This is a genomic window from Candidatus Krumholzibacteriia bacterium (assembly GCA_035268685.1).
Taxonomy (GTDB): domain Bacteria; phylum Krumholzibacteriota; class Krumholzibacteriia; order JAJRXK01; family JAJRXK01; genus JAJRXK01.
Genome location: DATFKK010000184.1, coordinates 1 through 11840, shown reverse-complemented (window position 1 = coordinate 11840; position 11840 = coordinate 1). Strand labels below are relative to the sequence as shown.

12 protein-coding genes are annotated in these 11840 nt (G+C 67.8%); 3 read left to right on the top strand and 9 right to left on the bottom strand.

Features of this window, described 5'->3' with window-relative positions; translation table 11 throughout:
- A partial coding sequence (locus tag VKA86_17975; protein HKK73095.1) for a hypothetical protein occupies nucleotides 1–769 on the top strand: 769 nt, incomplete at its 5' end.
- Nucleotides 770–781: 12 nt separating this feature from the next.
- Here the strand turns inward: VKA86_17975 and VKA86_17970 are convergent.
- From VKA86_17970 to ppsR, 6 genes are all read right to left on the bottom strand, one after another.
- Nucleotides 782–1348: a hypothetical protein gene (locus tag VKA86_17970; protein HKK73094.1), complete on the bottom strand. Its 567-nt coding sequence runs from the start codon at nucleotides 1346–1348 to the stop codon at nucleotides 782–784.
- A 245-nt stretch (nucleotides 1349–1593) separates the two neighbouring features.
- Nucleotides 1594–2235 carry a hypothetical protein gene (locus VKA86_17965; GenBank protein ID HKK73093.1) on the bottom strand — a complete coding sequence of 214 codons (642 nt, stop codon included), beginning with the start codon at nucleotides 2233–2235 and terminating at the stop codon, nucleotides 1594–1596.
- Nucleotides 2232–3110: a DUF4105 domain-containing protein gene (locus VKA86_17960; GenBank protein HKK73092.1), complete on the bottom strand. Its 879-nt coding sequence runs from the start codon at nucleotides 3108–3110 to the stop codon at nucleotides 2232–2234. The genes VKA86_17965 and VKA86_17960 overlap by 4 nt, the downstream gene beginning before the upstream one ends.
- Before the next feature lie 126 nt (nucleotides 3111–3236).
- Nucleotides 3237–3764 carry a hypothetical protein gene (locus VKA86_17955; protein HKK73091.1) on the bottom strand — a complete coding sequence of 176 codons (528 nt, stop codon included), beginning with the start codon at nucleotides 3762–3764 and terminating at the stop codon, nucleotides 3237–3239.
- A 354-nt stretch (nucleotides 3765–4118) separates the two neighbouring features.
- Nucleotides 4119–4667, bottom strand: coding sequence for a fasciclin domain-containing protein (locus VKA86_17950; GenBank protein ID HKK73090.1), 549 nt, complete (start codon nucleotides 4665–4667; stop codon nucleotides 4119–4121).
- Between the two features lie 184 nt (nucleotides 4668–4851).
- Nucleotides 4852–5652, bottom strand: a complete 801-nt coding sequence (gene ppsR, locus VKA86_17945; protein HKK73089.1) for a pyruvate, phosphate dikinase/phosphoenolpyruvate synthase regulator — start codon at nucleotides 5650–5652, stop codon at nucleotides 4852–4854.
- Nucleotides 5653–5707: 55 nt separating this feature from the next.
- On the opposite strand from ppsR, the gene proX reads away from it, so the two are divergent.
- On the top strand, nucleotides 5708–7882 hold the full coding sequence (gene proX / locus VKA86_17940) for a glycine betaine/L-proline ABC transporter substrate-binding protein ProX (GenBank protein HKK73088.1): 2175 nt from the start codon (nucleotides 5708–5710) through the stop codon (nucleotides 7880–7882).
- Nucleotides 7883–7892: 10 nt separating this feature from the next.
- Here the strand turns inward: proX and VKA86_17935 are convergent, their stop codons facing one another.
- The 3 genes from VKA86_17935 to VKA86_17925 all read right to left on the bottom strand — a co-directional run bounded on the left by VKA86_17935 (nucleotide 7893) and on the right by VKA86_17925 (nucleotide 10461).
- Complete coding sequence (locus VKA86_17935; protein ID HKK73087.1) at nucleotides 7893–8594, bottom strand: SDR family oxidoreductase; 702 nt, start codon at nucleotides 8592–8594, stop codon at nucleotides 7893–7895.
- Nucleotides 8595–8682: 88 nt separating this feature from the next.
- A complete protein-coding gene (locus VKA86_17930) occupies nucleotides 8683–9060 on the bottom strand; it encodes a DUF2267 domain-containing protein (GenBank protein HKK73086.1) in 378 nt (125 codons plus the stop codon).
- Nucleotides 9061–9255: 195 nt separating this feature from the next.
- Complete coding sequence (locus VKA86_17925; GenBank protein ID HKK73085.1) at nucleotides 9256–10461, bottom strand: DUF418 domain-containing protein; 1206 nt, start codon at nucleotides 10459–10461, stop codon at nucleotides 9256–9258.
- 230 nt (nucleotides 10462–10691) lie between these two features.
- Between VKA86_17925 and VKA86_17920 the strand changes: the two genes are divergently transcribed.
- Nucleotides 10692–11126 carry a hypothetical protein gene (locus VKA86_17920; GenBank protein HKK73084.1) on the top strand — a complete coding sequence of 145 codons (435 nt, stop codon included), beginning with the start codon at nucleotides 10692–10694 and terminating at the stop codon, nucleotides 11124–11126.
- Nucleotides 11127–11840 lie beyond the last annotated feature (714 nt).

Below are 11840 nucleotides of genomic sequence, written 5' to 3'. Positions count from 1 at the left end.
GGTCCGCCGCTTCCACCTGCGCGTCGACAGCCCGACGGAGATCGAGGTCAAGGTCACCCGCGCCTACGACAACGCCATCTTGTGGATGGAACGACGGGCGAGCGACATCGACGCGCTGATCCCCTGGGGTCGGGACGAGCGCGGCACGGTGAGCATTTTCAATCCGATGCGCTTCCCGGTGCGGATCCTCGTGGTGATCGCGACCGATCCGGCCGAGGAACGTCTGGCCGTCCACAGCTTCTACGTGAACCGGTTCCTCGAAGCGCTCGAGGAGGGCGCCCTTGAAGAGGACCTGCACCTGCTCGACCGGGCGCTGGCCCAGGACGCGCAGGACACGGTCGCCGCGAAGCTCCTGGCGCGGATCTCGGGACTCGAGGGGTCGCCGCTGGAGATCGCCGAGGATCGCTTCGTCGAGCGGACGCAGGAACGGATCGCCGAGTTGCGCCGTGACGGGAAGACCGACGAGATCGCCACCGTGATCACGCAGGAACAGGACTTCGAGACCGACCGCGGTCGCCGGCACTGGTTCCTGCTCGTGGGGCGAGAGCGCATGCGGCGCGAACAGTCGGTGCGTGCTCTGCAGGCCTTCTACGCCGCGCTCGACGCCGCGCCGGACCCCGCGGCGCGCTTCGAGGTCTATCCCGAACTCGTGGCCGCCAACGTCGCCACCGGCAACACGGAGCAGGCCGAGGCGATCGTCGAGCGCGCCCTGGAGGAAGCGCCCGACGAGGAGACGCGACGGCGGGTCGAGGAGTGGCGGAGCTGGTAGCCTCGTTTCGGCTCAGAACCGCGCCTTGATCCGTCCGAAGCGCTGCCGGACCGATTCCTCTTCCTCCCAGCGCAGCAGCCGGAACTCGGAGAGTTCGAGGTCCGCCTCGGACATCGACGCGACCACCGTCAGCACCTGACGCCGATCGATGAAGGTCGCGGTGCCGTCGTCGAAGCGGATGACGATCTCCGACGCGTATTCGCGGCGCCACGTGCGCAGCACGCCGAGGGGATCCTCGTCGGTCTCCTGCCAGTCGGTGATCGGCTCGAGGTCGAGCTCGATCTCCACGACGCGCCGGGGGACGTCGCCGGTGCGCGTCGGTTCTCCGGAGAGCATGCGGCGGATGGCGTCGAGTTCCTGGCTGGCCCGCCACCCGTTCGGGGCCATCCACTCGTGCTCGGGCGCGAACTCGAAGAGATAGGACCAGTCCAGAAGGTGTTCGTACTCGCCCGCGTTCAGTTCCTCGAGCGAGCGTTCGAGGTTCTCGACGACGATGTCGGGCGTGGTCGGTGCGGGATACGAAGACTCGGCGGACGGTGATGTGGCGGACAACGACAGCAGGAGAACGATGGCAATCATGGACTCTCTCGATCTGATGGGGATCGGGAACGAGTCTCACCGGTGACCCGAACCTCGGGTTCGTACCCCTTCGACGTCAAGGGGCGTGCGGGGATCAACGGAAGACACGGTCCGGCTGCGACTTCCGCAGCGTCCCGCCGATGATCAGGGCCGACGTGAAGAGGGCCATGTCCTCGATCAGGTACTGGCCCTTCCGAGCGTCTCGAGCGCGCCGAACCAGATGAACTCCGAGCGGGGTCGTCGTGTCAGAAGCGTTGCTCGAGAGACGCCGAAACCCCGACGAGCGTGAACTCGGTCGACGTCGAGATGCGAATCCCATCGCCGGCCGCCTCGACCACGCCGAGGTCGACGAGAACGGCGTCGAGCTGCAGCCGCAGGATCAAGGCCGGAGACACCGACCGCGTGACGCCCACGGCTCCCGTCAGGGTGTAGCCGCCATCGTCGAAGCCACCCCGTCCGTCGAGCCATTCCCAGTCCTGGTCGACCCAGGTCCAGCCGAAGCCAGTGCGGAGGTGGACGAAGCCGGCGGGCTGCCACGTCAGCAGTGCCGACAGGGAGTGGAACCGAGTGGTGAGGTCCGGATCGATCGGTCCCAGGTCGATGAGGTCGCTCACGAAGCGGCCGTCGTACTGGGCGCCGAGGGTGATGTCGTCGCGGATCGGACGATGCACGCCGAGTCGTCCCTGGAATCCCCAGCCGAGGTCGGTGGAGATGCCGGTCGGCTCGCTGGCGCCGACGGATCCTCCGACGTTGACGGCCCCGAGTCCGATCTCGACCGCGGTCGATCCGCGGTCTGCGACTTCCGCGTGGGCATCGTCGAGGAACGACAGCACCGTGGTGGTCGACAGCAGCAGGAGTGCAGCCCAGCGCACGGACCAGTTGTTCATTCCAGGACGCTTCCCGGTTCGCCGGTGGGATCGTGATCGACCAGCAGGCCGGTACGGATCCTTGCCGAGAACGCCGCTTCGCCGACGGCGGCCGTCGCTGTTGCCTTGATGTCGAAGGCCACCCGCGCCTCCTCCAGGGTGAGGTCGGCGGCGATCAGGTCGAGGCGCTCGAGCAGTTCGTCCGAGTAGCCGGGCAGGACCACCCTCCAGCCCGCGGGCACCAGGCCCGGCACCACGGCGTTCACGTGGTCGCGCAGGCGCGTCGTGCAGTTGTTCGTGATCGTGTGGTAGAACTCCGGCCGTTCGTGGAGGCGGTTCGCGGCCTCGAGGATGTCGCGCAGGATGGCCGCGATGGCCTCGGGCGTGGCCCGGATGGGGTAGAGGTTCACCGAATCGGGGCGCAGGGCCGCGCGGTTGGCGATCAGGTCACGCTCGTCGCCGATCACGTACATGAGCTCGAAGCGCTTGGCCATCCCGCGGTACACCGAGTAGTCCTCGCCCGGTTCCTTGCGCGCCTCGACCGAGACGGCCAGGTATCGTCCGTCGTCGAATCCGAAGCTGAGCAGGCTGTGTGCGGGTCCGCGCCACCCGTCGGGATCGAAGACCGACAGGCAGTACCAGAGCGACGTCACCCGCGACAGATCGTAGGTCCGTGTTTCGTAGCGCGGATCGAAGTCCTCGAGGCTGCGCCAGCGGAAGTTACGCACGCCCTCGATGGTGGCGACGTCCCCGTCGAAGGTCGCGTACGGGAGCACGTCGAGTCCTACGGTCCATTCGCGGTCGTTGGACGGACGGACCGACGACCACGCCCCCAGCGCGGCGAGCACGACGAAAGTCGGCGCGAGGATCGCGCGGCGTGAACGGGGTAGGCGCACGGGCGCTCCTGGATCATGGGGACTTCCAGGGTGCCACCGATCGAAGCCCGGCGCCACGACCGAACGCGGTCCCGTCACACGGACCGGGAGACACGAATGAACGAGTGCTCGCCGCGCTGCCGGGGATCAGCGCGCCAGCATCGGCGTCGCCTCGACCTCGTTGCGTGCAGCCGCGGCCACCGTGGCCCGGACGTCCTCGTCCACACGGTGCAGGCTCAGGACGTTGGCCTCGTAGGTCTCGAGCGGAATCTCGTACCGCACGTAGCAGGTTCCGCTCGGCGCGACCCAGTACCGTTCGCGGTGCGGACCGTACAGGTTGACGGAGACGACGGCGTCGGTGACGTCGTCGCAGACCGACCGGTCGGCGACGAGATCCGACGTGAAGGCCGGCGCCACGCAGTCGGCGATGCGCGACGCCATGCGCGTTCGTGCTTCGGCGAGCGCAGTGCGCTGTAGTCGGTAGGGGTCGTCGATTCCCGACGCGGTCCCGATCGACCACAGCACGGCGGTGTCGTCGTCGGGTGCGGTGACCCAGGCCGGGGCGTAGTCGAGATCGCGGGCGGGATCGGTTCCGTTCGCCGGCGGTGCGGGCGAGCAGCCGGCGAGGACGACGATCGTCGCGGCCAGCGTCGCGGTGGCGGGGAAGAGCTTCACGGTCGGTCCTTCGGGCTCGCAGGTGTCGTGCTCTCGTGATGCCCTCGAAAGGGGGTGGACGTTCTGGTGCTGCAAGGGCTGCACCAGTGGACACGAAGGAGCTGGCAACACCGTCGATCCGGTCGGTCGTTCCTCGTCGCGGTGGGGTGTTTCCCTCGGCACCCGGATCCTCGATCGTCTGCGTGGGCGGCCCCCACGACCCGGCGGAGATCTGCGGAACACTTCCGCCGCGGAAGTCCACGACCGATCGCAATCTGCGCCTCCTCGCCCACGCACGAAGACCCCGGATCCACCGGATCCGGGGCCTGGGCGCGCGCACGGGCGCCGGCCGCGCGCGCCGAAACGGAGTCGAGGTCATCGACCGGTGCTGCCCCCGCTCGTCGGCATCAACACCCGGTCGATCGCATGGATCACGCCGTTGCTGGCCTCGATGCCGCTCTCGACCACGCTGGCGTCGTTGACGCGCAGGGTCCGATCACGGGTGGACAGCATCAACGCGTCGCCGTGGACGGTCGAGCCCTCGTCCATCTTCATCGCCTGCGAAGCGGTGATCTCTGCGGGAACCACGTGGTAGCTGAGGATCGACGCGAGCCGGTCCTTGTTCTCGGGCTTCATCAGGCTCTCGAGCTTGCCCTCGGGCAGGGCGTCGAAGGCCGCGTCGGTGGGGGCGAAGAGCGTGTAGGGCCCGTCGCCCTCGAGGGTCTCGGTCAGCCCGGCGGCCCTCACGGCCTTGACCAGGGTGTCGAAGCTCGCGTCGGTGGCCGCGGTCTCGACGATGTCGTGCGTCTTCGACGTCTCGTCGTAGCCGTAGCTCTCGCCGGCGAGGGCGAAGTGCGGAACGGCCAGCGCGGCCCCGAGCAGGACCGCGCCGAGCACGGCAGGGATTCGAGCGCTGCGGAACATGTCGACTCCTTCGGGGGTCTGATCTCGGTTCATTCGGTCGAACGTGGGCCCGGCCGAGAGCCCGGGTCCGCCGCCGATCGAGTTCCCTGGATCGCACGGACGAAGTGGACGGGACACCGGGCCTGCGGCGCGGGACGGTGTCGGGGCGAACCCGACGGGGGTGGGGCCGCACGATCGCCGGCGCTCAGCCCTTTCCCATCTCCCGCAGGTCGAGGATCTCGCGAGAGGCTTCTTCGACCGACTTCGCGGTGACGTCGACGGTGTACCAGCGGTGTCGCAGCGCGAGGATCTCGGCCTCGCGGATTTCGCCGCGGATCGAGGGCAGGTCGACGTAGTCGCTCGCCGACAGGTGCAGATGCTGGGCGCGGACCCGGCGCAGTTCGGCCAGACGTGACGGACGGATGGTCATCGCGAACACGCGCCGGGGATCGATGGCGAGGAGTTCGGCGGGTGGCGGCAGCGGCGGGACGATCGGCACGTTCGCCACGAACCAACCGCGGTGGGCGAGGAACAACGACGTCGGCGTCTTCATGGTGCGCGAGAGGCCGACGAGGACGATCTCGGCGTATTCGATCTCGTGCAATCGCTGGCCGTCGTCGTGGCGGAAGGCGAACTCGACGGCCTCGATCGCCCGGATACGCTGCTGGCGCAGCTGTTCGAACAACCCGGGCTCTTCCTGCGGTTCGCGCTGCAGGCTCATCGCGAGCCGGTCGAGCACGGGCCCCATGAGATCCATCGCGTCGACCACCTGCCGCCGGCACTCGGTGAGCATGCACGCACGCAGATCGTTGGAGACGAGGGTATGCAGAATGGTCGCATCGCGCCGGCGCGCCTGGCTCACGACCTCGTGTACCTGTTCGGGGGTGCGGATCCCGCCGTGGCGGACGATCTCGTGGTCGGCGTCGGGAAACTGCACCAGCGCCGATCGGAGCACGCGTTCGCCGGTCTGACCCGTGGCGTCACTCACCACGAAGAGAGTGATCATGCATCCAGCATGATCCTCGCGCGGGCCGGCGTCAACGCCGTCGGCGACAAAGCCGTTGACGCTTCGTGACGGGGGGTGCAACGGTACGGAGAACTTTCGCATCACCCTTCTCGTCATGCATCGATCCGTACCTGCGCCGACGTCGTCGTTCCTGCTCGCTCTCGTCGTGGCGGTCTCGTGTGTGGTGCTGCCCGCGGGGGCGGCGCCTCCCGGAGACGATTCCGCCGCGCATCGCGTGGTGATGGCCCGCGCCACCTGGGACACCGGCTGGTTCCAGGCAGAGGTCTACCGTCTTCTCCTCGAGGAACTGGGCTACGACGTCCAGGGCCCGGCCACGATGGAGAACGAGGCCTTCTACGCCGCCGTCGCCACGGACGAGGTCGACTTCTGGGTGAACGGGTGGTTCCCGCTGCACCAGGGCTACGTCGAGACCCACGGGCCGGGCGATCCGTCACCGATCGTTCCGGTAGGCCGTCAGGTGCCCGAGGGATCGTTGCAGGGCTATCTGGTCGACCGGCGCACGGCCGAGCGCCACGGAATCGACTCGCTCGACGATCTGCGGGATCCGGCGATCGCGCGTCTCTTCGACACCGACGGGGACGGCCGGGCCGACCTGATCGGCTGCAACGCCGGCTGGGGCTGCGCCGAGGTCATCGAGCACCAACTCGATGCCTACGATCTGCGCAGTCACGTCGAGCAGATCCAGGGCGACTACACGCCGCTGATGTACAACCTGCTCGAGCGCTACGAACGAGGCGATCCGGTCCTGTTCTACACCTGGACGCCGAACTGGACGGTCGGTTCGCTGCGGCCGGGCGAGGACGTGGTGTGGCTGGAGGTTCCCTTCGCCAGTCTGCCGAGCGGTGACGGCTCGCAGGAGGGACGAACGACCGTGCGCGGAGTCGACGGGTGCCCGAGCGATCCGTGCGCCATGGGATGGCCCCCCAACGACGTCCGCGCCGTCGCCAACCGCGCCTTCCTGCGCGACCACCCGGCCCTGCGGCATCTCCTGGAAGTCGTGGAGATCTCGTCGGAGGCGATCCACACGCAGAACGCCCGGATGTTCGCGGGCGAGGACACGGCCGCCGACATCCGCCGTCACGCCGAGGAGTGGGTCGAATCGAACCGTGCCACGGTGAACGTGTGGCTCGACGGTGCCCGAGCACTGGGCGTGCCGGCCGACGCGTCGATGGCGTCCTTGGGGCCCGGCGACGCCTTGCCTCCGCGGCGCGAGTTGCGCATCGCCACCAAGATCCTCCCACCCTTCGTCATGTACGAGGACCGTGGCTACCGTGGCTTCAGCGTGGAGCTGGTCGACCACCTCGCAAGCGAGCTCGATCTGGACTACGGCTTCTACGGCGTGAACAGCATGGCCAAGCTGCTCGACGAGGCCGCTCGTAGCTCGAGCGACGTTTCGGTGTCGAGCATCGCGATCACGTCGGATCGCGAGGCGAGTCTCGACTTCAGCCACGCCTATTTCCAGTCGGGCCTGCAGATCCTGGTGCCCGACGAGAACGCCGGCTTCTTCGGTGGACTCTTCGATCGCTTCTCGGCGCTGATGCACGTGCCGCAGCTGCTCGACGTGATCTTCCTCTTCTTCCTGGTTATCTTCGTCGTGTCGCACGTGATCTGGTGGATCGAGCGACGTCGCAACCCGGACTTCCCGCACGGCTACGTGCGCGGAGTGTTCGCGGGACTGTGGTGGGCGATCGTGACGGTCACGACGGTGGGCTACGGCGACACCACACCGAAGCGGAACACGGGAAAGGTCTTCGCGCTGGTGTGGCTGCTGGCGGGCTACTTCGTCTTCGCGTACTTCACGGCGACGGTCACGACGACCTTCACTGTGAGCGAGATCCGCAACACGATCGAGGGTCCGGAGGATCTCTTCGGCCGGCGCGTGGGTACGGTCGAGGGCAGCACGGCGCACGACCACCTGCTGGAGATGGGCGTGCGCACGCGCGACGGAGCGACCATCGAGAGCGTGGTCGCCTCGCTCGAGGCCGGCGAACTCGACGCGGTGGTCTACCACGCGCCCTTCCTGCAGTACTACGCCGGCCACGAGGGCAAGGGACGGGTGCGCGTGGTCGGCCGGGTGTTCTCCGAACAACAGTACGGTCTGGCGCTGCCGCCGGGCAGCCCGCTGCGCGAGCCGCTGAACCGCGCCCTGCTGGAACTCATGGAGAACGGGACCTACCGGACCATCCACTCGCACTGGTTCGAGGGGTGAGCCCCTCGTCTCACCACGGATTCGTCGCGAACACCGAGAACTCCGGAATGAACCCGCGATCGTCGATCCTCAGCGCGCCGACGACGGCGTCGGCGATCTCGCGCGGACGGAGCTTGTTCTCGGAGAACTCGCGTTCCGATCCCATCTTGGCGAAGAAGCCGGTCTGGACCTCGCTCGGGTTCACGAGCATCACCCGCACGTTGTGCGGACGCAGCTCGGCGCGCCAGCACTCGGTCATTCCGCGCAGGGCGAACTTCGACGTGGAGTAGGCGGTGCCGTTGGGGCCGCCGCGGAGTCCGCTCGTCGAGCTGATGTTGACGATGTTGCCGCTGTCCTGCTGGACGAAGTGACGGGCGCACTCGCGGCCCATGATCATCGCGCCGGTGACGTTGGTACGCATGACGGCCTCGAACCTCTCGACGTCGGCCTCGACGAGCGGGAAGGTGTGGGCGAAGCCGGCGTTGTTGACCAGGATGTCGATGCCGCCGAAGTGCTCGACGAAGTCGGCCACCACGCGCTCGCAGTCGGCCTCGACCCCGACGTCGCCGGGGAACGCGGCGGCGCCGATCTCCTTCGCGGTGGACTCGAGGGTCTCCTGGTTGCGGGCCATCAGGCCGACCTTCGCTCCGTGCTCGATCAGGGCCTCGGCGACGCCGCGGCCGATGCCTTCGCTGCCGCCGGTGACGAGGGCGCGCTTGTCGCGCAGATCCATGGAGTCTCCTTCGTGGGATGGGGGTCGATGGAACTGCGGGACTTGGTAATGCCGCAGCGCGATGTCCGCAGCGCGGCGTCGGCCGGGATCAATCCGCCCGCGTGAACAGCTCCGCGTACTCTGCCGGCAGCTGCTCGCGCACGTCGGCGATCTCGCCGGCGGAGACGGCGTCCTCGACGACGGTCATCACCATCCGGGCGTGGTGCGTGGCCGCGGGCAGGCCCGCGCCTTCCTCCTGGCTCACGCGCTGGTAGAATTCGTGGAGGCCGTAGGTCGCCTGGCCCTCGACCTCCCCGACCATGCGTCCGATCTCACCGGGCAGCTGTGCCGCCAGGTCGGAGCGCTCGCCGGGATCGATGCGCTGGGCGAGGGTCACGAGCGTGGCGCGGGTCGCGGCCAGGCTCTGATCGGTATCGGAAAGGTGGGCCCGGGCCTGGACCTGTCCCAGGAAGTCGTGCGTGTTCACGGGGCACTCCTCTCGTTCGGGTCCGCATGTCGTTCGCGTTGGCATGCGGTTCGGGTTCCCATTCGGTGGCCCGGGAAGCTAGCGCGATGGTCGTGGGGCCGAATCGGGGCCGGCCCGATGACGGCGCACGGGGCCGCATCGGACCGCGGGTGGGGTGTCGACGCGGAGGTGCGATGGCGGCGACCGCTCGCGAGGTCACGCGCGCCGCATCGGCGGCCGTCTTCCGTACGTCGCCCAGCGCCACACCCACTCGGCCGGTCCGTAATGGAAGCGCTTCATCCACCACGGCGACCACAGCAGCTGCAGCGCCCACACCGCGATCACCACGAAGATCTGCTCGAGGCGCTCGAGCCGGCCGAACTGCCCGAACCCGTGGCCGTAGAAGAAGGTCGTGCACAGGATGGTCTGCATGAGGTAGTTGGTGAAGGCCATGCGTCCGACCGAGGCCACGGCCGAGAACTCGACCAGGCCCAGAGGGGAGCGGCACACGAGCATCACCACGCCGATCCAGCCCAGCGCCACGAACAGACTGCCCCAGTAGTTCCACAGATTGGCCACGTGGAAGGTGGCCTTGTACGCCCAGTCGGCCGCCTCGCTCGCGGCCACGCTCATGTGGGCCATGGGCAGCCCGACCACGACGCCGAGCGCGATCAGGGTCAGGTAGAAACGCGACGACCGCTCTGCACTCAGCACGCCCCAGCGGAACAGGGCCATGCCGATGAGCATCATCCCCGACACGCGCCAGAAGTAGAAGAAGGGGAGCACCCAGAGATGCATGTCCCGGGTGGTCGGCACGCGGTGCTCCATCTGCTCCAGCCAGCCGCCCCGATAGGTATTCACCTCTTCGGCGATCATCTCGTCGGTGGGCTGGAATTCGGCGATCTGCTCCTGCAGTTCCGGCGAATCGGGCTGCAGCGCTCCCGAGTACAGGATCAGGGTGCCCAGGAGCAGGATCACCAGCCCGGCGACGAGCTGGGTGCGGGGCCGCCGATGCCGGAACAGGAACACGAAGAAGCTGCACACGGCGTAGGGGAAGAGGATGTCGCCCGACCACAGCAGGTAGGCGTGGGCCGCTCCGATCAGCAGGAGCGCGAAGTTCCGACGCGCGTGGATCACGAAGGGACGACGCCCCTTCTCCTGCGCGCGTTCGATGATCAGCAGCAGGCTTGCCCCGAACATCATGCTGAAGATCGCCATGAACTTGCTGTCGAAGAACAGTCGCGACAGATACCAGATCCAGTAGTTCACACCCGTGAGGTCACCATAGGCCGTCGGATTGAAGTAGGCCCACTCGATCATCGCGAAGGACTGGATGTTCATGACCAGGATTCCGAGGACGGCAACACCGCGGAGGACGTCCAGCGAGAGGATCCGGGCGGCGGGCAGGACGGTCGTGGCCATGAACGGCTCCTTCGTCGGAGGATGATTCGATCGTATCGCAGGAGTTCGCGGGTGTCACCGGCGGCAAGGCCGCTGGTGACATTGCATCTCTTGAAGTGTCGGCGAACGGCGCGCATGATCGCCGCTGCACGCCCACAGGCTCCCGGTCCCGTCGCCGGGCGCCGCCATGCCACGACGACAACAGGACCCGCACCCGCGACGCACGGCGCACTACCTCAGGAGGGGTGGCCATGGTGCGGTTCGTGTCGCTCGTCCTGATCGTGCTGTACGCCTCGCTGCCCGGGTGCACCGAGGAACAGTGCCCGACTGGAGTGCAACCAGCCGGAGCCTTCTCGAACGTCGTCGCGATCACCGTGAACCGGGCGGATCCGTTCGAGTTCCGATGGGTCCCCTGCTGCGAGGTGGGCAGGATCGACGTCCACGAGAAGGTGTCGCAGAAGCTGTTGTGGTCGATCGCGACGGAGGCCCTCGACGGCGTGGTCTCGCCCGTGCCGTACGGGAAGATGCCGGCGGGTGCACGTCAGCTCGACTTCGTCGGAACCGGCCACCAGGTCCAGGATCGCCGGTGGTACACCGTGACCGTCTGGCGCCGGACGGGCCTGGGGCCGATCGACGGCGAGCTGGTCGGCTCGCAGCGCTTCCAGTACCTGGTGTCGTCGAGCTGATCGGCGGCGCTCCCCGAGCCTCGTCGCGACGTCGACGCAACGAGGCAGAACGTTCCGCGGCGGAGTTGCAGTTCGGCGCTCGTTCCGTCGCGGAACTGATCGGGGGACTCGAGCTGGTGGCCTCGGTCGGTTCGTCGCTGCTGTTTCGTGGATATTGCTGACGGGTGGCTGCGGTCGCCGCGTGGTTGGTGGTGCGCGGTGGTGTGGTGGCGCCCTGGTGGCGCCGTGGTAGCGGATGTGGTGACGCCATGGTGCGGTCGTGGCGTTGCGCTGTGGTGGTGCGGCGCTGTGCGGTCGTGCCGTGGTGCCGTGGCGCTGCGGCGCTGTGCGGTCGTGCCGTGGTGCCGTGGCGTGAGTCCGCAATAAGCATCCACAGGTTTGTTCGCGACAGGCTTGACAGGGTTGTCGTGGGCAGCATTTCGGTGTTGGGCGGTCGTGTGTAGAACCGGCTTCTGGAGCGCTGATTCGCCGCGTCGTGGTTGTTGGTCGTCGTGGTGGAGTGATCCGCCGTCTCGATGCCGTTCCGTGCGTCGTGAGCTCTGTCAGGACGTCGCGAAACAGCGTGTACAATGCCTTCGAACCGCCTCCCCGGAGGTTCGAGGACATGCAGGTGATCGAGCGGTTGGAGTCGTTGCGTCGTTCCGAGCACGCTGCGACGGTGGCATTGATCTCCGCCCTGGTCGAGTGCCAGCAGACGCGGGCGCATGTCGATGC

Coding starts and splice junctions, on each gene's coding strand:
- VKA86_17970 (HKK73094.1), bottom strand. CDS start 1,348: ATGATTGCCATCGTTCTCCTGCTGTCGTTGTCCGCCACATCACCGTCC.
- VKA86_17965 (HKK73093.1), bottom strand. CDS start 2,235: ATGAACAACTGGTCCGTGCGCTGGGCTGCACTCCTGCTGCTGTCGACC.
- VKA86_17950 (HKK73090.1), bottom strand. CDS start 4,667: ATGTTCCGCAGCGCTCGAATCCCTGCCGTGCTCGGCGCGGTCCTGCTC.
- ppsR (HKK73089.1), bottom strand. CDS start 5,652: ATGATCACTCTCTTCGTGGTGAGTGACGCCACGGGTCAGACCGGCGAA.
- VKA86_17935 (HKK73087.1), bottom strand. CDS start 8,594: ATGGATCTGCGCGACAAGCGCGCCCTCGTCACCGGCGGCAGCGAAGGC.
- VKA86_17925 (HKK73085.1), bottom strand. CDS start 10,461: ATGGCCACGACCGTCCTGCCCGCCGCCCGGATCCTCTCGCTGGACGTC.
- VKA86_17920 (HKK73084.1), top strand. CDS start 10,692: ATGGTGCGGTTCGTGTCGCTCGTCCTGATCGTGCTGTACGCCTCGCTG.